Source organism: Pragia fontium DSM 5563 = ATCC 49100 (assembly GCF_900112475.1).
In the GTDB taxonomy this organism is placed as follows: Bacteria; Pseudomonadota; Gammaproteobacteria; order Enterobacterales; family Enterobacteriaceae; genus Pragia; species Pragia fontium.
Genome location: NZ_FOLW01000001.1, coordinates 60,944 through 84,413, shown reverse-complemented (window position 1 = coordinate 84,413; position 23,470 = coordinate 60,944). Strand labels below are relative to the sequence as shown.

Here is a 23,470-nt window from a genome sequence, read left to right as displayed (position 1 = left end):
TCATTTATGGGTGACTATCTATCGTGGCGGCGGAGTGAATTATTTAATTCTGCTATTTTTAGCTATGTCTTATTTCTATTTTTACTGACTATCTTAGGTAATAACAATATCTATTTTTAAGGCGATTTTAAATTCCGCCTAACTCGCTCTTAATCTGTGATAGGTATCAATTTTTCAGACTATTTATTGGAAAGGGGATATCGGTTTTTAATATTTTCAACTCAATGATTTAATTGTGTTTTATTGTTTTTTTTGTTTGTTTTTTATGCGAAAAATGTTCTGGGCTACATAAATTGTTGGGCATCTGCCCAATGCTTTAAACCATTCTCTCCTATTAGTATCTTTCCAGCGGAACAGCGAATTATTAATTTTATATTTTGTTATTTCTTATACAGGGAAATAAAACTGACGGCCTATTTTTATTAGGCAGAAAGAAGACTTTTTTATCCGAATTATTATCACTAACAATATTAAAAAAGATGGATAAGTTAAATCAATAACTTTATCTCTAGGAGAATACTATGGAGTCTATAAAGTCGGCGGCAAGGGGCGGTGAAAAACCCACTCATGTCCGCTTTTGGATTGTTGTCATGCTGTTCGTGGTTACCGCGATTAACTACGGCGATCGGGCAACGTTATCGATTGCTGGTGCCCCGATGTCAACTTCACTGGGGTTGGATGCTATCGGTATGGGGTATGTGTTCTCTGCATTCTCATGGGCCTACGTGCTAGGGCAACTGCCGGGCGGATGGCTATTGGATAGATTTGGCTCCAAGCGCGTTTATTTCTGGAGTATTTTTATTTGGTCAACCTTTACCCTGTTACAAGGCGCAATTGGCTTCTTAAGCGGTATGTGGGCTCTGGTACTGCTTTTCTCTTTACGTTTTCTGGTTGGTTTGGCTGAGTCACCTTCATTTCCGGGAAATAGTCGAATTGTTGCCGCATGGTTTCCTGCACAGGAACGTGGTACAGCAGTAGCGATTTTTAACTCGGCACAATATTTTGCTACCGTTATTTTTGCGCCAATTATGGGCTGGTTAACCTATACCTTAGGATGGCAGTTTGTATTCTACTTTATGGGTGGATTGGGCATCATTGTTAGTTTTGTTTGGCTGAAGGTCATCCATAATCCGAAAGATCACCCGAAAATCAATCAGGGCGAAATTGACCATATTGAACGCGGTGGTGCGCTGACCAATATGGATCAGCAGGGCAAAGGTCAAGATGGTAGTTCAGGTCCTAAATTCCACTATATCAAGCAGTTATTAAGTTCCCGTATGCTGGTTGGTATTTATATCGGTCAGTACTGTATCAACGCATTAACCTACTTCTTTATTACTTGGTTCCCGGTTTATCTGGTCCAGGCACGCGGTATGTCAATTCTGAAAGCAGGTTTTGTCGCTTCGGTTCCGGCGTTGTGCGGTTTTGCCGGCGGTATTTTGGGCGGCATTATCTCTGACTGGCTAATGAAACGTACGGGTTCCATTACTTTGGCAAGAAAAACGCCGATTGTGTTGGGCATGCTGCTGTCTATTTCGATGATTTTCTGTAACTACGTGGAATCAGAAATGCTGGTGGTTGGCTTTATGGCTTTAGCCTTCTTCGGCAAGGGAGTTGGTGCGCTGGGCTGGGCGGTGATGGCAGATACTGCGCCAAAAGAGATCAGCGGATTAAGCGGTGGCTTATTCAATATGTGCGGCAATATCTCAGGCATTGTTACGCCTATCGCTATCGGCTATATCGTTCACACCACAGGTTCATTTAACGGCGCATTGGTGTATGTCGGTATTCACGCGGTGATCGCGGTTGTCAGCTATCTATTTGTGGTCGGTAAGATTCAACGCGTTGAGCTGAAACTGTAATCTTTGAGGTATCAGGCCATGCCTATGCAAGATACCTCCGGCGATAGTGCGTTAATTAACGTTTAACCGAATAACATTATCCAATTAATTAAAGATAACTAAGGTGGATTTACTATGAGTTCGTCAGCATCCCCAATAATTACTGAAATGCAGGTGATTCCGGTTGCCGGACACGACAGCATGTTATTAAACCTAAGTGGGGCTCACGCTCCTTATTTCACCCGTAACATCGTTATTATGAAAGATAACGCGGGTAACACTGGCGTCGGTGAAGTGCCGGGCGGTGAGCGCATCCGTCAGACGCTGGAAGATGCGAAGCCGCTGATTCTGGGTAAAACCCTCGGCGAATATAAAAATGTGATGAATAGCGTGCGCGATCAATTCTCCGACCGCGATGCCGGTGGGCGTGGCACTCAAACATTTGACCTGCGTACGACTATCCATGTGGTCACGGCGATTGAGGCCTCAATGCTCGATCTGTTAGGGCAGCATCTGGGGGTTACGGTGGCCTCTTTATTAGGTGATGGCCAGCAGCGTGATGAGGTTGAAATGCTGGGGTATCTGTTCTTTATCGGCGATCGCAACAAAACGGATTTGCCTTATCAGAGCCAGCCTAATGAACGTTGCGACTGGTACCGTTTACGCCATGAAGAAGCCTTAACCCCGGATAGCGTCGTGCGTTTAGCGGAAGCTGCCTATGAAAAGTATGGCTTTAACGACTTTAAACTGAAGGGCGGTGTGTTGGCTGGTGAAGAAGAGGCCGAATCGATTGTGTCGTTGGCACAACGTTTCCCTCAGGCGCGTATCACACTGGATCCGAACGGTGCATGGTCGTTAGATGAAGCAATTAATATTGGCAAATATCTCAAGGGCTCTTTGGCCTATGCAGAAGATCCATGCGGTGCTGAAGCGGGCTATTCTGGTCGTGAAATTATGGCGGAATTCCGTCGTGCTACTGGTTTGCTCACTGCCACTAATATGATCGCCACTGACTGGCGTCAGATGGGACATACCATTCAGCTTCATTCAGTAGATATTCCTCTGGCCGATCCGCATTTCTGGACTATGCAAGGTTCAGTGCGTGTTGCGCAAATGTGTCATGAATGGGGACTGACTTGGGGTTCTCACTCCAATAACCATTTTGATATTTCTCTGGCGATGTTTACTCAGGTGGCTGCGGCTGCGCCGGGCAAGATTACTGCAATTGATACTCACTGGATTTGGCAGGAAGGTAATCAACGTATTACCAAAGAGCCGCTGAAAATCGAAGGTGGCATGGTTCAGGTACCGAAGAAACCGGGGTTAGGGGTTGAGATCGATATGGATCAAGTGCTTAAAGCTCATGAGTTATACAAAAGCATGGGGCTTGGAGCGCGTAACGACGCGATGGGAATGCAGTATCTGATCCCTGATTGGACTTTTGATAACAAACGTCCTTGTTTGGTGCGTTAATTCACGATTTGGCCGTGCTATCCGCGCGGCTGACAACGTATCACTTAAGAAGCATTACTTAATCATAGCGTGTGGCTATGCGGTAAAAATACAAGGATTCATGATGTCTAAATACAATATTCCTAACCAGTTTCGTCAGGATCTTCGTGATGGTAAAAGGTTGATTGGTTGCTGGGCTGCTTTGGCCAGCCCAATTACCACCGAAGTGTTAGGGTATGCCGGTTTTGACTGGCTATTGCTCGATGGTGAACATGCACCGAATGACGTAAACACCTTTATTCCACAGCTGATGGCGTTAAAAGGTAGCGAGAGTGCGGCTGTCGTGCGCCCTCAGTCCAATGACCCGGTGACCATTAAGCGTTTGTTGGATATCGGATTTTATAACCTGCTGATCCCGTTTGTGGAGTCAGAGGAAGAGGCATTACAGGCCGTTGCGTCTACACGTTATCCCCCGCAGGGTATTCGCGGAGTATCGGTTTCTCACCGTAGTAATGGCTACGGCACCGTTGCTGATTATTTCAGCAAAATTAACGACAGTATCAGCGTAATGGTGCAGATCGAAAGCCAGAAAGGCGTAGATAATCTGGATGCCATCGCTGCCGTTGACGGTGTTGATGGGATATTTGTTGGGCCGAGCGACCTGTCTGCTGCGTTGGGATATTTAGGTCAGGCTGGTCATCCGGAAGTTCAGCAAGTGATTCGCCATATTTTTGAGCGGGCTAAAGCCCATGGTAAAGCATGCGGTATTTTGGCCCCGGTTGAAGCAGATGCTCGTCGCTATCTGGAATGGGGCGCAACCTTTGTTGCCGTCGGTAGTGATTTAGGCATTTTTCGCGGTGCAACTCAGGCGCTGTGTGACAAATATAAGTAATTGATAAAGCGGATTAATCCATTAATTGGGCAGTGCGCTAATAATTTTTTCTCCTACTTATGATAGTGGGCTGGTATACAGACAATGAGGAATGTGTCATGAAAATTGGATTTATTGGTTTGGGGATTATGGGCAAGCCCATGAGTAAAAATCTGCTGAAAGCAGGCTATTCTCTGGTGGTGATGGATCGTAATACTGATGCAGTAGCAGAAATTGTCGCTGCTGGTGCGACATCAGCGGCAACGCCGAAAGCAGTTGCGGAGCTTAGTGATGTGATTATCACGATGTTGCCTAATTCCCCGCAGGTAAAAGAGGTCGTTTTGGGAGAGAACGGCGTTATCGAGGGGGCCAAAAAAGGTGCCGTTGTGATCGATATGAGTTCTATTGCTCCTCTGGCCAGCCGGGAAATTTCCGCGGCGCTGGTAGAAAAAGGTGTAAACATGCTGGATGCGCCGGTTAGCGGCGGTGAACCTAAAGCGATTGACGGTACATTATCGGTGATGGTGGGGGGCGACAAGGCCATATTCGATAGTCATTTTGACATCATGAAAGCGATGGCGGGTTCTGTGGTGCATACCGGAGATATTGGCGCAGGTAACGTGACCAAGTTGGCTAATCAGGTAATTGTCGCGCTGAATATTGCCGCTATGTCAGAAGCGCTGGTATTAGCGACTAAAGCTGGGGTTAATCCGGATCTGGTTTATCAGGCAATTCGCGGTGGACTGGCTGGCAGTACCGTTTTGGATGCTAAAGCGCCAATGGTGATGGATCGTAACTTCAAGCCGGGTTTTCGTATCGATTTGCATATTAAAGATTTGGCTAACGCATTGGATACCTCGCACGGCGTGGGCGCTCAGCTCCCGTTAACCGCCGCCGTGATGGAGATGATGCAGGCGCTAAAAGCTGACGATATGGGCACCTTGGATCACTGTGCATTAGCCCGTTACTACGAGAAGTTAGCTAAAGTTGAAGTGAGCCGTTAATTGCAGCATCCCGCCGTCCCTATGGTGAACGGCGGGCAGACATAACGTTTTATCGTTGGTCATTTAATAATCTTTTATATGGATAGGTTATGAAAATAGTCATCGCACCGGATTCCTACAAAGAAAGTCTTAGTGCACTGGATGTTGCCGTTCAGATTGAAGCAGGATTCCGTGAAGTTTTCCCTGATGCTGAATACGTCAAGTTGCCTGTAGCAGATGGGGGAGAGGGGACAGTAGAAGCGATGGTAGCCGCTACATCAGGAAAAATGATTACGCTCGATGTGACCGATCCATTAGGTGAGCAAGGTTCGGCTTTTTTGGGGTTATCTGGTGATGAACGTTACGCCATTATTGAAATGGCTGCTGCCAGTGGCTTAGAGCGAGTACCCGTCAATAAACGTAATCCGATGACGACGACATCCTACGGCACAGGGGAGTTGATTGTCGAAGCCCTTAATCGGGGGGTAAAACATTGCATTATTGGCATCGGTGGCAGCGCAACGAATGATGGTGGCGCAGGGATGGTACAGGCGTTGGGTGCCAAACTGCTGGATGAAAATGGTCAGTCAATAGGCTTTGGTGGTGGAGCGCTATCGAAGCTGCGGCGCATTGATATCAGCACAATGGATAAGCGGATTAAAGAATGTCGATTTGAAGTCGCTTGCGACGTAACGAATCCGCTCACCGGTGAGCATGGTGCTTCAGCCATTTTTGGTCCACAGAAAGGCGCCACGCCGGAGATGATTGAACAGTTGGATGCCAATCTGTTGCATTATGCCAGTATTATCAAACGCGATTTGGGACTGGATGTAAATGACGTTCCCGGTTCAGGTGCTGCCGGCGGAATGGGAGCCGCATTATTGGCTTTCTGCGGGGCTGATTTGCGGCCAGGTATTGATATTGTGACTGAAGCAGTCGGGCTGGATGCAGTAGTAAAAGATGCCGATTTAGTCATCACTGGTGAAGGGCGGATTGATAGCCAAACGGTGAATGGCAAAGTCCCTATCGGTGTAGCGCGGGTGGCGAAAGCTTATCATAAACCAGTGATTGCTATTGCCGGAAGCCTAAGCAGCGATGTCGATATCGTCTATCAACATGGCTTAGATGCGGTGTTCAGCGTGTTATATAAGATATGTTCTTTGGATGATGCGCTAATGCAGGCGGCGGATAACGTAAGAATGACCGCCCGAAATATCGCAATGGTGTATAAACTAGGATTAGATAAATAGCGCTTAGATATTCCAGTTAATGATAAAACCTTAACCCCCTAAGTACTTAGCGACGGAGTGTATCGTGCCTGGAATGGCTACGGGCACTCCGGCAGCTAAAGCTGCTACGACCCTTACGCCATTCTTTCCTTCCAATTAAGCATTCTAACTGAGCATCATATTGATATTCGCACTAATTTTTACAGCCGGATAAGTTACAGTTAGCTCATATTAATCAACGTATAACTAATGTTCACCACCGCTATGGTGTGCGCCGCCGCCGATAATAAATGGTGGTTTAGCGAACCACACCAGCATAACCAGAACCAGAAAAATCCCACCGCATATCCAGAAGAATTCATTGGCCGACATAATCAGTCCTTGATTGGTGATTTGGTTATTGAGATACGCCGATATTTGTTCTTGCGACATGCCCATTTTACCCATTGAATCATAGGTTTGTTGCGTCAGCGGATTATAAGGATTAATAGCCTCAGTAAGCCGAGTATGGTGTAACGCTTCACGCTGTGACCATGAGGTGGTGGTAATTGAGGTTCCTACCGAACCAGCCAGCGTTCTCAAAAAGTTTGATAGGCTGGAAGCCGCAGCAATTTTAGAGGGTTCCACGTCGGATAGTGTGATGGTGGTTAGCGGCATAAAGAAGCAGGCCACGGCGAAGCCCTGAATAAATTGCGGCCAAGCCACGGCAGAGAAATCCATCGCCGGTTCAAAAGTGTAGGCGCGCCAGTAAAAACAGACGGCATAAACTACAAAGCTAAAGGTAACCAGACGGCGTAAGTCAATTTTAGGACCATATTTACCGATAACTGGTGCCAACAACAGTGGAATAAAGCCTATTGGTGCCGCTGCTAGCCCTGCCCAAGTAGCGGTATAGTTAAATACCACTTGTAAGAGCTGAGGTTGCAAGACAATTGACCCGATATACAGCATAAAGGCCAGGCTGATACACAAACAACCAATGGTAAAGTTGCGTGATTTAAACAGCGATAAATCGATAATCGGGTTATCGTCGGTTAACTCCCAGATAATCAGGAAGGTGATAGCAATTACTGCAACAACCGAGAGCACAATAATCTCGGTGGAGTGGAACCAGTCGAGCTCTTTCCCTCTGTCCAACAGCATTTGGAAGCAGCCGATACCAACCACCAGCAGCACCAGGCCAATGGTATCAATAGGCCGGATTTCTGTTTCAGTTTCACGATCTTTGAGAATGGCCCAAGTAATAACAACAACCGCAATACCCACTGGAACGTTAATATAGAAAATCCAGCCCCAGTGATAGTTATCGCTGATCCAGCCCCCCAGAATCGGACCGAAAATTGGCGCAACGGTTACCGTCATTGACCACAGAGCCAGTGCCATACTTCGTTTTAAGGGCGGGTAGTTGTTCAACAACAGGCTTTGGGAGAGCGGCATAATAGGACCGGCAACCAATCCCTGAATAACGCGGGAAAATATCAGCATCTCCAAACTATGTGACATACCGCATAGCCATGATGCGATGACAAACAGCGTGGTGGATATCATAAACAGGCGGACTTCGCCCACGCGCTTAGCTAACCAACCTGTTAATGGAATCGAGATCGCATTTGCCACCCCAAAAGAGGTGATAACCCAGGTACCTTGAGACAGCGATGAGCCTAGATCGCCGGAAATAGTTGGTATCGCTACGTTTGCAATAGTGGAGTCCAGAATTTGCATAAACGTTGCTAAAGCCAGCGCCAGCGTAATCCAGCCTAATTTCGCGCCCTCAAGGGGTTTTAATGGTGCAGTCATTTCAGCATCAGTTACCGGAGTTAGCCTGAATAATATCGGCAATTAAATGATTAACCGGCGTCAGATCATAAGTTAGCGCATCGGTTTGATAAGCGACCCCTTGCCGAGGTTTTTCAGCCAGAACCAGACCATTTTTGTCGGAAGTATTCACCGTGACATCCATGGATAAGCCGATACGCAGAGGATGTTGGGCAACCTGTTGCGGATCCAGTTCGATACGCACTGGAAGACGTTGAACCACTTTAATCCAGTTACCAGTTGCATTCTGAGCGGGTAACAAGGAAAACGCGCTGCCGGTTCCCATATCCAAGCCGGCGACGGTACCATTAAATTCCACATCATCACCGTAGAAGTCGCTGATAATGGTAACCGGCTGACCTATTCTCATGTTAGCCAACTGGGTTTCTTTAAAGTTAGCATCAACCCAAATTTGATCGGCAGGTACAATCACCATAAGAGGAGTACCCACTGCGATTTGTGAGCCAACCTGCACACTACGCCGGGAAATATAGCCAGTAATAGGCGCCACAACCTTAGTACGTTGTAAGGTTAGCCAAGCATCACGCAATTGTGAGGATGCGTGTAAAACCGATGGATGCTGTTCAACGGGTGTATTTAGCACCAGCGCGTTGTTTGAATTGTATTGCTGTAACGCAACTTCAAGTTCAGCTTTGGCACTGGCTGCCGCATCGCGGGCATGCTGTAACTCTTCTTTACCAATAACTGCTGCTTTACCGAGTGCTTCGCGGCGGGTTAAGTCAGCTTGAGCCTGACTGAGCGCGGTTTTTTTCAGTTCGATATTAGCCTGTAGCTGACGATTATTAATAATCAACTGATGAGTTTGGCGTACGCTATTGGCTAATGAGGTTTTAGCTCTTTCAAAGGCCTGCTGGGCATCAGTTGGATCCAGCGTTAGCAATACCTCTCCCTGCTTAACCAAGTCAGTATTATCGACGTGAATCGTCGTTACGTTACCGGAGATCTGCGCCATAATTTGAATTTGGTTACCGGCAACATAAGCATCATCCGTGGTTTGATGATGACGAAGGGCAACAAACCAATAAATGGCATAGCCGGTTCCGAGCAGAATGAATAGCACAGCGGCTATTGTGAGAGCCATTTTGCGTGTTTGCTTTTTACTTTTTGGTTGCGGGGACATGTTTTCCGCGGACATTCGGTTTCACCTTCAAATCAAATTAAGTTGTGTCTAAATGGGGGAAACAGACCATTTAGCTGATCTGAAATTCAGCGTTATAGTGTATGGGTATTTTATGAAATTGTGCAGAGATAAACTGCTGTAATTTAGCGGTATGCAATGGTATCGCATATATAGCTAAATTACAGCGCGACATTTAGGCGGGATCGATGTCTTCCAGACGGGTGAGTAATTTGCGGTTTAGCATTTCTAACTGTTGGCGCTCTTCTTCAGTAAATACTGACCAAATCTTTAGTAGATTAGCGTGTTGCTGAGGAAAAAGACCACTGAGAAATTCTTCACCGGCTGGTGTAAGAAACAAATGCAAGCAACGGCGATCTTTACCGCTTTCTTTACGTACGATCCAACCTTTTTTCTCCAGATCGTCTGCAATGCGCGTTGCATTGGTTCTGGATGAGCCTAAGGCTAAACTTAACTCAGATGGTTGAATAGATTTGTTTTTTTGTACGTTTAATATAATTAACGCCATAAAAAGCGTTTCATTAATACCCTGAGCCTTAAAATTCTTATTACGAAATTCTAAGAGTTTGCTATGAGTGTGCATACTCAAACGTGTTAATTGAATTTCCTGGTAAGGAAACTCATCTTGTATTGATGAATATTGGTTTAAAATACTTTCGGTAGGCGAAAATGAACTTTCCATGTGCTAGCATCTCCTTATTAGCATGGGGTAATGATAGCGTTGATAATACCTATAAGTAAATATTTTGAGATTTAATGTGAGAAATTATTTATTTATTCTTATCAATTAACTGTATTTAACTAGGTTTTAACAATATTTTTTCATCATGATAATAACTATCAAGGTAACTCATTATGAGTAAGTCAATAGTCATGCAGGGTGCAGGGAAGGGGCTAGCGAGAATGTAGCCTGCCAGAAATGTGGTCTGTACAGGCATTTAATATTAGATTTAGGCTGATTGGCTTACCAAAGAGTGGATGACCAGAATACGCGCCCAATAATATGAATGCGTTGTTCAATCTCTTCCCGAGTTAGATGCTCATCAGGGTAATCGGTACTATTAAAGCTTTTTATAATCACGCCACCATCAGGACGGGGAATGAGTTGTTTTACCCGGATAAGATTACCATCACGAATGGCATATAGATCGCCGTCAATAATCGTTGAGTTGTTGGCCGTATCTATTCCCACCACATCGCCACTGCGCAGCATTGGCGCCATGCTATTGCCAATGACTCTCACTACCCGAGCGTTACGCGCATTGACCCCCATCCGGCGTAGCGTATAGCGGCGAAAGGGCAGTGCATAAACTTCATGTTCATTATCTGGCATCGCGCCATCACCGCAGGCTGCTTCAACGTTGAGAACGGTGACTTCAACAAATTCATCTTTATCATGATTCATCGATTCCCATTCTTCTACCCGCAGGCTACTGGCTTTAATTTCACTATCATAGACATCGACCTGCTTAACCACTGAGGGCTCATCACCGAATAATAGCCACTGAGGGCTAACATCTAATGCCTCGGCCAGTTTATCCAGATTACGTGGTGAGCGGGTCTGTCCTGATTCAATTTTATTGATCGATTGCTGGCTGACGTTGATTTTTTCAGCCAGCGTTTTCTGACTTAAGCCTAATTGTTCACGTCGCTTAGCGACGCGTTCTGCTAACGTCTGCATAGTGATTCTCTTGATGTATAAGGTATATAAATGACAACTAAAGATATCACCACTATAACAACTAATATGTGTTGATCAACCATTAATTTTCAACTACTATACTACCACAACCATTTGTTGTTATTGTCCGGGGGGATAAATGAATAATATTAAGACAACTTTAGAGATGTGGGGTAACTGGGCGCGCTGTAATGTCGGTACCGAATATTCAAAAGTTAATGTCACTTTTCAGGCGGTGTTACCGGATAGTAGTTCATCATTTTTGCGTACTGATGATAACCAAGGAATGGTCGTTGATTCTGCGGTTGCGGGGCTGCGGCATTTTGACCAATTGGCTTATAAGCTAGTGATTGCACACTATGTTTACCGGATTAGCCAATCTAAACTAGCTAAGCAGTTGGGGAAGGCTCAGAGTTATGTTGCGGGTATTTTAAGAGTGGCAGAAGCGTTTATTGCCGGGCAGATTTTTGTTCGATCTGGTGAGGAAGTTGCTGTTTAGTCCAAAATGATTTTTTGTTTTTTTGCCTCTCCATGCCGCCTTTGTGCGGCATGTTTTGTTTAAATACAACGTGATAAATAAAGTTGTAAAAACACCAAAAAGGTGTTGAATTAATCTGATTATCAGGTATAGTAAGCAGTATAAAGTCGCAAAGTTGTATCCAGACAAGCCATTAGATAAAAAGCCTGCATGATGAATGCGGGCTTTTTGTTTTTTAGCTCTAACGCTCTGGTTTTGTGACTTTATTTGATACGTAGCTCTCCATTTTCAGGAGAGACTAAAGGGAGAATGATGTTATTGCTACCGACGGTAGACCGGGTACTTTCTGATTAAAGTTGTTAAACCCAGGAATATCATTATTTAGCAATAGAATTACGTATCAATGTGTCACTTTAGCCCCGCTTTGCGGGGCTTTTTTATTTCTCTTGTATAACTTAATTGGAAAATATACATGCCGATGAAAGAACCTCAAAACTACCTTTCTCTGAGCTATATCCTGGTATTGGTCATGACATTACTGGGCGCCATCGCCAGTTACGCTTACCGCATCCTGAACGGTGAAGAGTTTCGCTGGTCGATTCTGCTATTGCAGGCGACGGTGGCCATTTTTGCCGGAGCGTTAGTGCTACTGGCTGCCAGCTATTATCACTGGGCAGCAGAACTTGCTGGCGGTATTGCTGGCTTGGCGGGATGGTCCGGTGCTGAATTTATTAAGATTCTGGAAAAGCGTTTTTTGAAGCGTATAGATGGAGGACGTGATGATAACTAGCCAAAGTGGCGTAGAGCACATTAAATCCTTCGAATCTTGCCAGTTAAAAGCTTATCTCTGTCCGGCAAAAGTTTGGACGATTGGCTATGGCCATACCTCTGGGGTTAAGCCAAACGATCAAATTAGTGCCATGCAGGCGGAACGTTATCTTAAAGCGGATTTGGTACGCGTTGAACAGGATGTGTTACGGATTGTTAAGGTTCCACTAACCCAAGGGCAGTTCGATGCACTGGTTTCTTTTGCTTTTAACTGTGGCGCTCGAGCGTTAAGTACTTCGACGTTGTTACGCAAATTAAATCAGCGGGATTACAACGGTGCTGCCGATGAGTTTGGTCGCTGGGTTTATGCCAACGGTAAACGGTTTGCCGGTTTAGAACGGCGTCGCCGTTTAGAAAAACGGATGTTTGAATCATGACATTTTCTGCACGAATGATGACTACCGCTTTAACCGGTGTATGCATCGTTTTGCTGCTGCTTTATGCCCGCTGGCTTGGTAATCAACTGAGCCAGTTAAGAAATGAGAAGCAACAGGCAGTGGTGGCGTTAGCAGAGGAACGGGCTTATTCAGCCAAGATCAGGGCCCAGTATAGGCAAATCCAGGAGGTAATGGATGATGTTGCAGAGCAAAAACAAGAGAGCGAAAAACGCACTGTGGCGTTGCAGCGAGCATTGGCTCAAAGCCAACTGGCGAGTCCTTGCGTTGCTGAGCCCGTTCCTGATGCTGTCACTCAGCGGCTGCGCGAACGAGTCGCCGAGGTCAACGCCACCGCTGCCGGTGCCAAAAATGCTGTTCCGCCCGTGCCAGGCACCTGACTATCAGGTCCGCTATTACGGTGATTATCCTGGATATGTCGCTGAACTGCTGGCGGTGATTGAACGGTGTAATGGGCAATTAGAGGGGGTGAGGAAGGTGGTTGAGTCTTATACTTCGTTTGATAACGAAATTTTATCGCCAAATAACAACAAGAATAAAGAAAAACAATTAAAAGTTAAATAAACAACTAAAAGGGGTTGTTTTTATCTGATTATCAGGTATAGTAACTCCCATAAAGTCACAAGATTGTATCCAAACAAAGCATAACAAAAGGCCTGCATTTGAATGCGGGCCTTTTGCGTTTTATTGGCTAACTATCTGGTTTATTGATTTTATTTGATGCTCACTACTTTGTGGTTTGTGGTTTGTGGTTTGTGGGCGTTAGTTATGGATTAATAGTGTTTAATGATGATCAATCACAGCTGAGTTCTTGAGCACTAAAAGTTGTTAATTGACGATTCGTTTATCTATTTCCCTATTTAAGCCCCGCTTTGCGGGGCTTTTTTGTTTCTCATATTCATTGAACCGCTATTTTGAGGTTTTTATGGCAACAATCATTGAACAGCAGCTGAAAAGTCTGCTGCAACCCCTGCTGGACTCCAACCTGATTATCAAAGGGGAAACGGTACCGCAGGAACCTTATGCCGAGTTAAGTACGGTTTCCTGTACTGCGCTGGGGATGAGTGATGAAGTTGATCGAAACGTCAGTGATGACGGTTATTTGATCGTTCGTGGCCAGCGTCGGGCTGAAATTGCTATTCACTATTACGGCGGTGATGTAGTTGAGCAATTAAGCAAAATCAACGATGGGCTGCGAAAAGTATCTGTGTCGGAGAAGTTTCAACTGGCACAAATTGGAATAGAGGGAAGCGCTCAATTAAAAACAGAAATGAAAGAGGATGCCCAATGGACACCGAATTCAGAAACCTATCTGAGCTTTTTTATCCACTATTCCGTGATTATTAAAGACGCTGTAAGCGTCATTGATAATGTTCAGGCTACCTCTGATGGTAGCAAAACTATTTTTAACTTAACGAGGTAAAACAATGGGTTCTCTGAATCAGATTGTGAACGTAAATATTGCATTAAGCACTACCAGTGTACCGCGCGGCGTGTTTGGCGTGCCAATGATTATTGCTCCGCTAACAACGTTTACCGAGCGCGTTCGCGTTTATTTTGACTATAACGCAGCTCAAGAAGATGGCCTGCCAGCCGATGTGCTGAAAGCGCTGAGCGCGGTATTTAGTCAGACTCCACGTCCGCAAATGTGTAAGGTGGGTCGTCTGGAAGCTGATACAGAAGGTAAAGTTGTTGCTACTACGCTGGCTGCTCAGCTAACGGCGATTCAGGCTGAAGATGCCAACTGGTACGGTTTTGCCTTGACTGAACGAACGGCTGCACTGCAAATGGCGGCGGCTGAGTGGGCTGAAACTCAAACTAAAATGTTCTTCACTTCCTGCGCAGAAGCAGCGGTAACTGATGCCAGCAGCAAAGAAGATACTCTGTCTCAACTGGCGGCGAAAAATTACCTGCGTACCGCCGTTATTGTTGATAAACATGCGGCAGAACAGTATCTGGAAATGGCTTGGATGGGACGCTGCTTTACCATTGCTCCGGGTGGTGAAACCTGGGCACTGAAACAACTTTCTGGTGTACAAGCCTCTGACTGGAGTGCTACTGAGCAGCAAACCATTCTGAAGAAAGGCGGGAATACCTTCGAACGTTTTGCTCCGCAAATTTATCTGACCACGCCAGGCAAAGTAGTTAGCGGTGAATGGGTTGACGTTATCCGCTTCCGCGACTGGTTAGCTGATGCTATTCAGACCAGCCTGAGTACGATGATGATCAATCGTAATAAAGTTCCTTATACCGACGGTGGTATTGCTCTGATCGTGAATAACCTGACCGGCTGCCTGATTGAAGGCCAGCGCGTAGGAGGTATTGCGCCGGATGAAATCGATGCTGAAGGTAACAACGTTAAGGGCTTTGTGGTGACTTATCCACGTAGTGTTGATGTCTCTTTCCAGGATAAAGCCGATCGTATTTTGAATTTATCCTTCTCCGCCCGTTTAGCCGGTGCGATTCACTTAACCAATATCAACGGCAATCTGTCGTATGAATTACAATAATAAGGAAAAATATCATTATGGCTGCTGAATTAACGGGTACTTATAAAGGCGATCAGGTTTTTGTTACTGTTGGCCCGGTTCTTATTTCTGGTTTTAGTGACGGTGATGCAATTACGGTAAAACGTGCTGAAGGTCTATACACTTCAAAAGTCGGTATTGATGGTGGTGTGGCGCGTGTACGTAATGCGAATAAGTCTGGTTCGATCGAAATTAAATTATTGCAAACCAGCAAAGTTAACGATGAACTTTCAGATTTGTTTTATGTGGACAACTTTAATGAAGATGGTTCTCCGGTGTTGCCGATCAGTGTGACTGATGGAAATGGCCGCACATTATGCTCCGCTGGTCACGCATGGTTGAAAGCGGTACCTGATGTCTCTTTTGGTAAAGATGTTTCCGACCGCCTATGGGCATTTGAGTGTGCTGATTTAAAAATTTATGTTGGCGGCAACTAATTTTATTCATTAGTTAATCAAAAACTATCGCAAAGTTAAATTAATTTTATTTTTTAGCTGAATAGTCAGACATATTCGGGAAGCTTCGGCTTCCCTTTTTATAAGGAATAGATATGCAAGTTGAAACTTTTATTATTGGCAACAGAGAATATACAGCAAAGAAGATGAATGCATTTGATGCTGGTCGTTTCTTATTGAAAATTAAAAATATAGCGGCACCTGCATTAACTGCATTTGCTCAGGCTGATAATGCGAATGATGTTAATTTATTTGAGCTTTTTTCTGGGCTGGATGAAGAAGCACATGAAAAAGTGATTTTCCCAATTCTTGCGGCTTCAGCCGTTTATTCTATTGAAGATAAAAGAAAAGTCGCATCTATCACTGATATGAATATGTGCTTTAACGTTGATACATTGCTCGATTTTTATCTTCTGGTTTGGGAGGTGTTAAAGATGAATTTTGCCCCTTTTATCGAGCGCGCCAGTACCCACTTTGGTTATCAAGATATAGAGCAAGCGGCCAGCGAGTAGCCAGCGATAGTGCAGGAACGTTGAGAGAAGATCTACAACAGGAGCTTTGGATTTGGCGCCCAATTATGGCGCGCCTGGTGACTTTACAAGAAGTGAAACAAGGTGAAGTCGATACTGATGATTTATTAAAGCTCAATGCACTGTTGGATATGCGCGAAACGATGCAGTTACAAGCGCAGTTGGAGAACCAAACATGAGTAATCAGAATATTGGGGCTATGCAAGTAGCCAATTCATTAGATGGATTAAGAGCATCGTTACCACCACTTAATAAAGTTAATGAAAAAATAGAAGACACGGTTAAAAAAATAGGGGTACAGGTTAATATTAATCAGAGTATTGCTGAAAAAAATATTAGGCATATATCTAATAATGTTAACAATCTATTGAGTGGATTAAGTAAAGTATCGTCAGCGGTATTAACGCGTAATGCTCCCAGTATCAATCAAGCGGTAAAAAAATTCTTTTTTATTTCGAATATTACTGAACGAATAAAAAATGATATTTCAATTAAGATAAACGTTGCGCCCTCTCAATCTAATGAGAAATCTTCTTGCCCAAATGATGGAGAGCGTGGTGGTGATAAAAAAGATATCTGGGACACCATCAAGTTTTTTACTGAATTGGCTGCCGACCTTCTCACTATACTCGATATATTAGGCGGGTTTCGTAAACTGAAGAGAATCTTCAGGTTAATGGGGGGAGCATTTTCAAAGGTATTTTCTCGAATAGGTTCTTTTGCCAAGGGGGTTGGTAGCGCTGTTGGTAAGGCTCTTAAGTCAGCTGCCGGATCTATTACTCGACAAGCCAAGCGTCTTTTTTCTGGTGTCAAACAGATTGCGAGCAGTGTTAAGAGTAAGGTCGGCTCTGGTATTAGAGGCGGATACACTAAAGCCAAGAATTTTCTTTCCTCTGGTGGTAATAAGGTAAAAACGCTTTTTTTAGCCGGGAAGGATAAAGCTAAAAACCTGTTTACTTCTGGGCGAGAAAAGGCAAAAAATTTGCTTTCTTCAGGCAAGGAGAAGGCGAGGAATTTACTTTCTTCAGGGAAAAATAGGGTTAAATCAGTTGCCAACGTTGGAAAACAGCTATTTGGCCGGTTAAGCAATTTTATTAAGCCCGCAGTTTCAAAAGGAAAAGACTTACTCTCTTCAGGGAAAAACAGAGTTAAGTCAGTTGGTAACGTTGGAAAACAGTTATTTAGCCGGTTAGGCAATTTTATTAAGCCTGCGGTTTCAAAAGGAAAAGATTTACTCTCTTCAGGGAAAAACAGAGTTAAGTCAGTTGCTAACGTTGGAAAGCAGTTATTTGGACGATTGGGCAATTTTCTCAAACCTGCGGTTTCCAAAGGAAAAGATTTACTCTCAAAAGGTAAAAACACAGCTAAATCATTGGCTGGAAGAGCTTCTGGCTTAGGTAGCGATATTCTTAAGAGAGGTGGGAGCTTATTTACTAAGATGGCTGGCCCAATGCTAAACATTGGCAAAAGCCTGATGAGTAAAGTTCCTGGTGGCATTAAGTCAGCCATGAAAACAACGTTTACTGCAGGAAAAAGCCTGCTGAGTAATCCGAAGGTACTCCGAACGTTGGGTAGGGTGGCTTCTGTCGGTTTACGCGTTGGTCGGATGGCGACACCGATTGGTTGGGCAAGTCTGGCTGCTGAGGGCGCTATTCGATTAGGCTACCATGCTTATAAAAAGTATCAGGCATCAAAAGAGAATGAAGGAACACCAGGGAGTGGAGAAGGCCCAGGTAAGGATAACTCTGATGTTTATCCACAAACCGTTACCCCAGGAATGGCTGCGGCAGCCAGTGCTGCTAATGCAATGAATTACATGATTAACAGTAATCCTCAGTTTCAAATCAATATATTACCGGGAACTCCTGAACAGCAGATTAATGATATTCGTCAGGCCGCTTTGGATGGCACTAAGCAAGGCGAAAAACAGTTAACTGCAACGATTAATGGGGGTATGTAATGAGTAGTGTTTGGGGGATATTAACAAAACTTTTAAATGATAAGTCATCTGGTGTTGTGCGGTTTCAAAATGCCTATTCAAACATGGAGTTTGATGTCGTTACCAGTGAAAGCCATACATGGACGGCGGATGTGACAACCAATCCAGTGGAAACTGGGGCGGTTATTACAGACCATGTACAGCTAAAACCGGACTCGCTTGAAATCTCGGGGATCATCAGCAATTCTTCTATTGAACGCTGGCGTGGCCGTTTTCTGGAAACGCTGTCTGATTTATTCAATAAAGAATCGAATATACAAAAAGCGTTCGATCAATTAAGGATGCTGTTAGAAAATCGCCAACCGGTGATGGTGTATACCAAATACCGCAATTACCCCGATATGGTGCTAACCCGATTATCCATTCCGCGTAAAGCAGGGGAAGGGGATTCCATTGAGTTTTCTGCGACCTTTACCCATATTCGTCGAGTATCTACGCTCATTGTTGATGCAGAAGAAGCTGGAATTAATCCTAAACAGGCTGATTCTCCGGCGACATCACGTAAGTCGTCTCCAAAAAATAATAAAGGGCCAATACACCCGTCAACCGCAAATGACGAAACAGTTACCCATATTGAAAATAAAGAGACAACGGTTGAAACGAATGTGTCGGTAGAGGTGAATACTTAGAAAATAGCTATTTTCTATTGTAAGGTTTAATAGGTAATTATATGGCAACTGTATTAAAAATACCGCTGGATGCGGGTATTGCCGATCAACAAATGGATATTACTCTGGATAAAAAACCGTTAACACTAAGAGTAACATGGAATGAATACGGGCAATATTGGTATTTTTCATTAAGCGAACGTAATGGCGAGTCTATTATTGATGGGATTAAGATGGTTAAAGATACCTTTCTTCTTAAGCGGTATCAATTATCTTCACCAGAAGGCGATTTCATTTTTATGGATAATTATAGCGGGAAAGAACGTCCTGATTTTTACTCGCTAGGCAATGACCATTTATTGCTTTATCGCACAAAATATTAATTTGCTGATAAACACTTTTTTCCTTATTTAAATAAAAGGGAGCGATATGTTATTTAATCGTGTCGCAGAATTAGTGGTGGGTGAAGCTAATGGTAAAGCGGTTATTATTAACGATCTGCGTTTTTCTTTTGAAATTTCAAAAGATAATGACAAAACCACTAATAAACTAGCGCTTAAAATTTACAATATGAATAACCAAACGCGTAGTTTGGTAGAACGTGTAAATAATAATGTCATCTTAAAGGCCGGTTATGAAGATGATATTGGAGCTGTAACAATCTTTACCGGAACCGTTGTCAGTGCGTGGACGACTCGCGAAGGTAATGACACGCTGACTGAGCTTACCGTTCGCGATGGCGCATTACCTTTGAGACAAACCAAGCTGTCACTGAGTTATGCGCCAAATACATCGGCCTTGGATATCCTGGCCGATATATCCAAAGCATTTGGCCTACCGGTAAAACCCATGCCAGAAAAGATAATGGATAAACCTTATCGTCGTGGATTTGCCTTCTGTGGTAAGGCTGAAGTCGCGATGAAGGATGTGTGCCAATATCTTGGTTTAACCTGGTCAATACAAAACAACGAAATTCAAATCTTGAGTAAAGATAATCCGATCACGGATGAATTGGTTGTTTTAACCCCAGATAACGGATTAATTGGACTACCAACCAGAATTATCGATTCGACCAGAAATAAGTCTCAGGGAGAATCGTCTCCACCTTCAAAGTTAGTTCTTTCTGAAAGTCTTGGCGATAAGAGCCAGTATCAGATCGAGGGATATAACGTGAAGTGTTTATTGCAACCACGTCTGTATCCGGGCTGCTATGTCGGTCTGGAAAGCGACATGTTGCTACTCGATCCGAGTGCTGATAAGGAACGTAGCGAGCGCCCTCGAGCATTCTTCCGTGCCGAAGTCGTAACTCACAGCGGTGATACTTTCGAAGGTGAGTGGATTACCGAGTGTGAACTCAAGGCGATTCCTCAAGGAGGCAAGCGTGGCGGAAAATAATAATCTGATGCAGGCACTGCAAACCCTGATTCAGTCGGAGACCAGTCAGATCAATACGGCGGTGGATGGCATTATTGAAAGCTACGATGCCGGTATTGCCAGCGTTAAACCTATTCCTAAACAGCGTTTTGTTGATGGGACTTCACTGGATTATCCGGTGATACCTAACGTGCCGGTGATGTGGCCACGGTTTGCTGGCGATGTAGCAGGGGTAAAGGGCCCGGTTCGGTCGGGAGATAAGTGCCTGCTGGTGTTTTGTCAGCAAGCGGCGGATGACAGTGATGATGAACGTCGATTCTCCCTGACGGATGCTTACTGCATTGTAGGCGGTTTTGGCGCAGCGAAAGATCGCGCAGCGGAGAACGATCAGATGCAGCTCTATTTTGGTGAGGCGTATATCGCCCTGACCGAAGAGGGCAAGCTGCTGATCAATGCCCCTGCCGGCGTTGAGATCACCACGCCAGAAACTCTGAATAAAGGGTTATTAACCACCGAAGGGCAGCTTAGCTATCAGTCGGGCATGTCAGGAAAAGGTGGGGCAACTATCAACGGCACGGTAAAAGCAACCGGTGACGTTCAGGGAAGCGGGATCTCATTAACTCAACATACCCATCAGGAACACGATGGGCCTTCGACAGGACCCGCAAAATGATTGATTTAAAACTCGATGCAACGGGAGATCTCGATCTGCAGCGTAATGATTTGCTGTGGATTGATGGTGCAGAACGCGTTCATCAGCAGCTACAGATCAAGCTGAAGCTATGGAAGGGAGAGTGGTTTCTCAATACTCAATTTGGTACGCCTTATCTGCAACAAATTCTGGGTAAACAAATTACCTTGAATGGTGCACTGGCTGCGTTAAAAAACAGCATTAATGAAGTCGACGGTGTGCTGGAGATTGAGCAATTTAACTATGATTTTGATCGGCAAACGCGGCAGTTAAGCGTGCAGTTTGCTGTTAAAACCCCTTATGGCTTAGTCAAATATAAAGGTAATCAATAATGGCTTTAACTAAAGATGGCTACACAATCAAACGGTTAGCCGAACTTAAAAAAGAGTATGACCGACTGTTGATTAACCGTTTTGGGCCAATTAATACCCAGCCTGATTCGGTTATCGGTCAGTTGGAAGGCATTTGGGCCGAGGCATTGGCCAATATCTATGAACAGGCTCAGGATACCTATCATGCGATGTATCCTTTTAGCGCTGAGGGCGTGTCCCTTGATGGTGCCGTTTCCTATGTGGGGATTACTCGCTTTGCCGCCTCCGCTACGGAGGTTATCGCTGCGGTTTATGGTAAAGAATCCACTTTATTGAAAAGTGGGGCGCAGGCAACCGATGGCTACCAACGTTATCAAAGCATTTTGGATACGGTGATTAGTCGGGCGAATGCGGTGGATACGACAGTTGAAATTGATGTGCGGGATAACACCCCATATTCCATCAATATCAATGGTGTTCTATTTAGCACTATTTCCGACAAGGGGGAGAGTGCCGCGCAGATTATGCAAAAAATCGCTGATCAGCTGAATCCTAAGGTTCTGTCCTATGAGATAAAAGATAAGGCATTACGCATTTTTTCTGTTGATGGTATGACGCCTTTTGCATTGTCGGTCGGTGAACACCTCAAGCTAGGGCGTATTGGTTCTCCAGCCAGATTTATGGCGATGCAGGAAGGACGTCATGTTCTTCCCTTGGGGGCATTAACGGAAATTGTTACACCACGCAGTGGCTGGGATGCGGTCTATAACTTAACGGAAGGTGTGGTTGGCAGAGAGAGGGAAAGCGATGAACAACTGAGAATTCGCTTTGAACAATCTCGCCAGGCTACCGGTTCTGCGACGGTAAAAGCAATTAGGGCCAGATTAATTCAGGAAGTCACCGGAGTGAGTGAAGTTCATATTTTTGAAAATAGAACCGGTTCCATTTCTGAAGATGGTATTCCACCTCATGCTTTTGAAGCGCTGGTGGTGGGGGGCGATAACCAAAGTGTTGCTGATGCGTTATGGCGCCATAAACCCGCAGGTATTGAAACTTATGGTGCCCATGCCGTGCTGGTGAAAGATGAGAATGGCGATGGTCAGCAAATTTGTTTTTCACGGCCTAACCAGAAGCTAGCCTGGATCAAAATTAACGTCACTGGGCTATATAACGAAGAAAATCTGCCACAGGACGTTATCAGTAATATTAAAAAAGCGGTATTGGGGTATAGCTCAGCGTTGAAGATTGGCGACGATATTATTTTACAGCGCCTGCTCGGCCCTATTTATAGCAATACCAGTGGATTAGCTGAAATTACCATTGAAGCGGCAGTTACCGATGGCCCTGATGATGAGCCGGTTTATCAGTTAGAAAATATTGCCATTGATAAACGTAGCGTGGCCTTGTTTGACGAAGCGCGGCTGGAGGTAATTGGGCTATGACATTTCCCTATAGAAAAACCGCCCTTTCACGGTTGGTAGGGCAATTTCAGGATAAGCCAAAAGTAAAAGCGTTAGCCGAATCTATGGTGGCTCCACTGGAGGCCATATCTACCGATTTGAACGATCTGAAAAACGGGCGTTGGGTGGATAATGCCATTGGCGCTCAGCTTGATGGCTGCGGTTATATTGTGGGTGTTCCTCGCTTAAGTCGAGGGGATGACGAATACCGCATCGCCATTAAGTCGCGGATTTTAAGCAATACATCCCGAGCGCGACCGCAGGATTTAATTGAAGGTGTGCGCTTTCTAACTAAACCAACGGAAGTTCAATATCTGGAGAGCTATCCAAGCTGTGCCATGTTATTTACCGATGGTCGACAGATCCCGGAAGGTAGTCAGGCCATTTTGCAGGATATAGCACCAGTGGCGATAGAAAATGTACCGCTGATGGTGAGCTATGGGCGAGCGAAACCTTTTAGGGCAGGACGCTTGGCCAATCCGATGAATATGCGGGTTGATATGACGGAGAACGGCAATAGTTCGCTGTTAACTAATGATAAACATCTGGTTATTAGTGGCAGTAATCCTGTTGGCTCCGCGCGCTTATCCGGTATGGCACCAGATAAAACACCGTTAACGGCTAATGGCACAAAAATTAGCGTCGGCGTCGGTGTTTTATCCGTAAGCACCACCTATCAGGTATTCGATAACGGATATCACTTACCAGGAGTCTTTCAATGACCACTTTTGCAGAAAATCATATTGTTTTTCCTGACGGGCAGCTTAACGTTGCACCGTTGC

At 44.8% G+C, this 23,470-nt stretch carries 26 protein-coding genes; 22 read left to right on the top strand and 4 right to left on the bottom strand.

What is annotated here, in order from left to right; all coding sequences use genetic code 11:
• Positions 1-521 precede the first annotated feature (521 nt).
• From BMZ28_RS00420 to BMZ28_RS00400, 5 genes are all read left to right on the top strand, one after another.
• Positions 522-1,862, top strand: a complete 1,341-nt coding sequence (locus BMZ28_RS00420) for an MFS transporter (protein ID WP_047780204.1) — start codon at positions 522-524, stop codon at positions 1,860-1,862.
• 114 nt (positions 1,863-1,976) lie between these two features.
• Complete coding sequence (gene gudD, locus BMZ28_RS00415) at positions 1,977-3,314, top strand: glucarate dehydratase (protein WP_047780205.1); 1,338 nt, start codon at positions 1,977-1,979, stop codon at positions 3,312-3,314.
• 103 nt (positions 3,315-3,417) lie between these two features.
• Positions 3,418-4,185 (top strand): 2-dehydro-3-deoxyglucarate aldolase, encoded by a 768-nt coding sequence (garL, locus tag BMZ28_RS00410; protein WP_047780206.1) that lies wholly within the window; start codon positions 3,418-3,420, stop codon positions 4,183-4,185.
• Positions 4,186-4,283: 98 nt separating this feature from the next.
• Positions 4,284-5,168, top strand: coding sequence for a 2-hydroxy-3-oxopropionate reductase (gene garR / locus BMZ28_RS00405; protein ID WP_074820014.1), 885 nt, complete (start codon positions 4,284-4,286; stop codon positions 5,166-5,168).
• A gap of 89 nt (positions 5,169-5,257) precedes the next feature.
• Positions 5,258-6,397, top strand: coding sequence for a glycerate kinase (locus tag BMZ28_RS00400; RefSeq protein ID WP_074820011.1), 1,140 nt, complete (start codon positions 5,258-5,260; stop codon positions 6,395-6,397).
• A gap of 225 nt (positions 6,398-6,622) precedes the next feature.
• Here the strand turns inward: BMZ28_RS00400 and emrB are convergent, their stop codons facing one another.
• The 4 genes from emrB to BMZ28_RS00380 all read right to left on the bottom strand — a co-directional run bounded on the left by emrB (position 6,623) and on the right by BMZ28_RS00380 (position 11,031).
• The gene (emrB, locus tag BMZ28_RS00395; protein ID WP_047780209.1) at positions 6,623-8,173 is read right to left on the bottom strand and encodes a multidrug efflux MFS transporter permease subunit EmrB; all 1,551 of its coding nucleotides are present in this window, start codon (positions 8,171-8,173) and stop codon (positions 6,623-6,625) included.
• A gap of 7 nt (positions 8,174-8,180) precedes the next feature.
• Entirely contained in the window at positions 8,181-9,347 is a 1,167-nt protein-coding gene (gene emrA, locus BMZ28_RS00390) for a multidrug efflux MFS transporter periplasmic adaptor subunit EmrA (protein WP_047780210.1), read from the bottom strand.
• Positions 9,348-9,525: 178 nt separating this feature from the next.
• A complete protein-coding gene (gene mprA / locus BMZ28_RS00385; protein WP_047780211.1) occupies positions 9,526-10,032 on the bottom strand; it encodes a transcriptional repressor MprA in 507 nt (168 codons plus the stop codon).
• A gap of 282 nt (positions 10,033-10,314) precedes the next feature.
• A complete protein-coding gene (locus BMZ28_RS00380) occupies positions 10,315-11,031 on the bottom strand; it encodes an XRE family transcriptional regulator (protein WP_047780212.1) in 717 nt (238 codons plus the stop codon).
• Positions 11,032-11,170: 139 nt separating this feature from the next.
• Between BMZ28_RS00380 and BMZ28_RS00375 the strand changes: the two genes are divergently transcribed.
• The 17 genes from BMZ28_RS00375 to BMZ28_RS00295 all read left to right on the top strand — a co-directional run bounded on the left by BMZ28_RS00375 (position 11,171) and on the right by BMZ28_RS00295 (position 23,410).
• Positions 11,171-11,530 (top strand): antiterminator Q family protein, encoded by a 360-nt coding sequence (locus BMZ28_RS00375; protein WP_047780213.1) that lies wholly within the window; start codon positions 11,171-11,173, stop codon positions 11,528-11,530.
• Positions 11,531-11,981: 451 nt separating this feature from the next.
• Entirely contained in the window at positions 11,982-12,299 is a 318-nt protein-coding gene (locus BMZ28_RS00370; RefSeq protein ID WP_047780214.1) for a phage holin family protein, read from the top strand.
• Entirely contained in the window at positions 12,289-12,714 is a 426-nt protein-coding gene (locus tag BMZ28_RS00365) for a lysozyme (RefSeq protein ID WP_047780215.1), read from the top strand. Before BMZ28_RS00370 ends, BMZ28_RS00365 begins: the two co-directional genes overlap by 11 nt.
• A complete protein-coding gene (locus BMZ28_RS00360) occupies positions 12,711-13,112 on the top strand; it encodes a hypothetical protein (RefSeq protein ID WP_047780216.1) in 402 nt (133 codons plus the stop codon). Before BMZ28_RS00365 ends, BMZ28_RS00360 begins: the two co-directional genes overlap by 4 nt.
• Entirely contained in the window at positions 13,018-13,296 is a 279-nt protein-coding gene (lysC, locus tag BMZ28_RS00355) for an Rz1-like lysis system protein LysC (RefSeq protein ID WP_428480387.1), read from the top strand. The genes BMZ28_RS00360 and lysC overlap by 95 nt, the downstream gene beginning before the upstream one ends.
• Positions 13,297-13,657: 361 nt before the next feature.
• Entirely contained in the window at positions 13,658-14,155 is a 498-nt protein-coding gene (locus BMZ28_RS00350) for a phage neck terminator protein (protein WP_074820007.1), read from the top strand.
• Positions 14,156-14,159: 4 nt separating this feature from the next.
• Complete coding sequence (locus BMZ28_RS00345; protein WP_074820005.1) at positions 14,160-15,242, top strand: DUF3383 family protein; 1,083 nt, start codon at positions 14,160-14,162, stop codon at positions 15,240-15,242.
• 17 nt (positions 15,243-15,259) lie between these two features.
• Entirely contained in the window at positions 15,260-15,697 is a 438-nt protein-coding gene (locus BMZ28_RS00340; RefSeq protein WP_074820003.1) for a phage structural protein, read from the top strand.
• Between the two features lie 113 nt (positions 15,698-15,810).
• Complete coding sequence (locus BMZ28_RS00335; protein ID WP_083399604.1) at positions 15,811-16,227, top strand: phage tail assembly chaperone; 417 nt, start codon at positions 15,811-15,813, stop codon at positions 16,225-16,227.
• Positions 16,228-16,420: 193 nt separating this feature from the next.
• The gene (locus tag BMZ28_RS00330; RefSeq protein ID WP_074819999.1) at positions 16,421-18,205 is read left to right on the top strand and encodes a phage tail family protein; all 1,785 of its coding nucleotides are present in this window, start codon (positions 16,421-16,423) and stop codon (positions 18,203-18,205) included.
• On the top strand, positions 18,205-18,873 hold the full coding sequence (locus tag BMZ28_RS00325; RefSeq protein WP_074819997.1) for a phage baseplate protein: 669 nt from the start codon (positions 18,205-18,207) through the stop codon (positions 18,871-18,873). The genes BMZ28_RS00330 and BMZ28_RS00325 overlap by 1 nt, the downstream gene beginning before the upstream one ends.
• Positions 18,874-18,914: 41 nt before the next feature.
• Positions 18,915-19,235 carry a phage baseplate plug family protein gene (locus tag BMZ28_RS00320; RefSeq protein ID WP_074819995.1) on the top strand — a complete coding sequence of 107 codons (321 nt, stop codon included), beginning with the start codon at positions 18,915-18,917 and terminating at the stop codon, positions 19,233-19,235.
• Positions 19,236-19,281: 46 nt separating this feature from the next.
• A complete protein-coding gene (locus tag BMZ28_RS00315; protein WP_074819993.1) occupies positions 19,282-20,247 on the top strand; it encodes a phage protein in 966 nt (321 codons plus the stop codon).
• Positions 20,234-20,899 (top strand): Gp138 family membrane-puncturing spike protein, encoded by a 666-nt coding sequence (locus tag BMZ28_RS00310; RefSeq protein WP_047780238.1) that lies wholly within the window; start codon positions 20,234-20,236, stop codon positions 20,897-20,899. The genes BMZ28_RS00315 and BMZ28_RS00310 overlap by 14 nt, the downstream gene beginning before the upstream one ends.
• Positions 20,896-21,249, top strand: a complete 354-nt coding sequence (locus tag BMZ28_RS00305) for a contractile injection system sheath initiator (RefSeq protein ID WP_047780239.1) — start codon at positions 20,896-20,898, stop codon at positions 21,247-21,249. The genes BMZ28_RS00310 and BMZ28_RS00305 overlap by 4 nt, the downstream gene beginning before the upstream one ends.
• Positions 21,249-22,670, top strand: coding sequence for a baseplate J/gp47 family protein (locus BMZ28_RS00300; protein WP_074819990.1), 1,422 nt, complete (start codon positions 21,249-21,251; stop codon positions 22,668-22,670). The genes BMZ28_RS00305 and BMZ28_RS00300 overlap by 1 nt, the downstream gene beginning before the upstream one ends.
• Positions 22,667-23,410 carry a baseplate wedge 1 family protein gene (locus BMZ28_RS00295; RefSeq protein WP_074819988.1) on the top strand — a complete coding sequence of 248 codons (744 nt, stop codon included), beginning with the start codon at positions 22,667-22,669 and terminating at the stop codon, positions 23,408-23,410. Before BMZ28_RS00300 ends, BMZ28_RS00295 begins: the two co-directional genes overlap by 4 nt.
• Positions 23,411-23,470: the final 60 nt, after the last annotated feature.

What these genes read in the sequence shown, in the direction of transcription:
- BMZ28_RS00420 (WP_047780204.1), top strand. Translation starts at nt 522, where the DNA reads ATGGAGTCTATAAAGTCGGCGGCAAGGGGCGGTGAAAAACCCACTCAT.
- gudD (WP_047780205.1), top strand. Translation starts at nt 1,977, where the DNA reads ATGAGTTCGTCAGCATCCCCAATAATTACTGAAATGCAGGTGATTCCG.
- garL (WP_047780206.1), top strand. Translation starts at nt 3,418, where the DNA reads ATGTCTAAATACAATATTCCTAACCAGTTTCGTCAGGATCTTCGTGAT.
- garR (WP_074820014.1), top strand. Translation starts at nt 4,284, where the DNA reads ATGAAAATTGGATTTATTGGTTTGGGGATTATGGGCAAGCCCATGAGT.
- BMZ28_RS00400 (WP_074820011.1), top strand. Translation starts at nt 5,258, where the DNA reads ATGAAAATAGTCATCGCACCGGATTCCTACAAAGAAAGTCTTAGTGCA.
- emrB (WP_047780209.1), bottom strand. Translation starts at nt 8,173, where the DNA reads ATGACTGCACCATTAAAACCCCTTGAGGGCGCGAAATTAGGCTGGATT.
- emrA (WP_047780210.1), bottom strand. Translation starts at nt 9,347, where the DNA reads ATGTCCGCGGAAAACATGTCCCCGCAACCAAAAAGTAAAAAGCAAACA.
- mprA (WP_047780211.1), bottom strand. Translation starts at nt 10,032, where the DNA reads ATGGAAAGTTCATTTTCGCCTACCGAAAGTATTTTAAACCAATATTCA.
- BMZ28_RS00380 (WP_047780212.1), bottom strand. Translation starts at nt 11,031, where the DNA reads ATGCAGACGTTAGCAGAACGCGTCGCTAAGCGACGTGAACAATTAGGC.
- BMZ28_RS00375 (WP_047780213.1), top strand. Translation starts at nt 11,171, where the DNA reads ATGAATAATATTAAGACAACTTTAGAGATGTGGGGTAACTGGGCGCGC.
- BMZ28_RS00370 (WP_047780214.1), top strand. Translation starts at nt 11,982, where the DNA reads ATGCCGATGAAAGAACCTCAAAACTACCTTTCTCTGAGCTATATCCTG.
- BMZ28_RS00365 (WP_047780215.1), top strand. Translation starts at nt 12,289, where the DNA reads ATGATAACTAGCCAAAGTGGCGTAGAGCACATTAAATCCTTCGAATCT.
- BMZ28_RS00360 (WP_047780216.1), top strand. Translation starts at nt 12,711, where the DNA reads ATGACATTTTCTGCACGAATGATGACTACCGCTTTAACCGGTGTATGC.
- lysC (WP_428480387.1), top strand. Translation starts at nt 13,018, where the DNA reads ATGCTGTCACTCAGCGGCTGCGCGAACGAGTCGCCGAGGTCAACGCCA.
- BMZ28_RS00350 (WP_074820007.1), top strand. Translation starts at nt 13,658, where the DNA reads ATGGCAACAATCATTGAACAGCAGCTGAAAAGTCTGCTGCAACCCCTG.
- BMZ28_RS00345 (WP_074820005.1), top strand. Translation starts at nt 14,160, where the DNA reads ATGGGTTCTCTGAATCAGATTGTGAACGTAAATATTGCATTAAGCACT.
- BMZ28_RS00340 (WP_074820003.1), top strand. Translation starts at nt 15,260, where the DNA reads ATGGCTGCTGAATTAACGGGTACTTATAAAGGCGATCAGGTTTTTGTT.
- BMZ28_RS00335 (WP_083399604.1), top strand. Translation starts at nt 15,811, where the DNA reads ATGCAAGTTGAAACTTTTATTATTGGCAACAGAGAATATACAGCAAAG.
- BMZ28_RS00330 (WP_074819999.1), top strand. Translation starts at nt 16,421, where the DNA reads ATGAGTAATCAGAATATTGGGGCTATGCAAGTAGCCAATTCATTAGAT.
- BMZ28_RS00325 (WP_074819997.1), top strand. Translation starts at nt 18,205, where the DNA reads ATGAGTAGTGTTTGGGGGATATTAACAAAACTTTTAAATGATAAGTCA.
- BMZ28_RS00320 (WP_074819995.1), top strand. Translation starts at nt 18,915, where the DNA reads ATGGCAACTGTATTAAAAATACCGCTGGATGCGGGTATTGCCGATCAA.
- BMZ28_RS00315 (WP_074819993.1), top strand. Translation starts at nt 19,282, where the DNA reads ATGTTATTTAATCGTGTCGCAGAATTAGTGGTGGGTGAAGCTAATGGT.
- BMZ28_RS00305 (WP_047780239.1), top strand. Translation starts at nt 20,896, where the DNA reads ATGATTGATTTAAAACTCGATGCAACGGGAGATCTCGATCTGCAGCGT.
- BMZ28_RS00300 (WP_074819990.1), top strand. Translation starts at nt 21,249, where the DNA reads ATGGCTTTAACTAAAGATGGCTACACAATCAAACGGTTAGCCGAACTT.
- BMZ28_RS00295 (WP_074819988.1), top strand. Translation starts at nt 22,667, where the DNA reads ATGACATTTCCCTATAGAAAAACCGCCCTTTCACGGTTGGTAGGGCAA.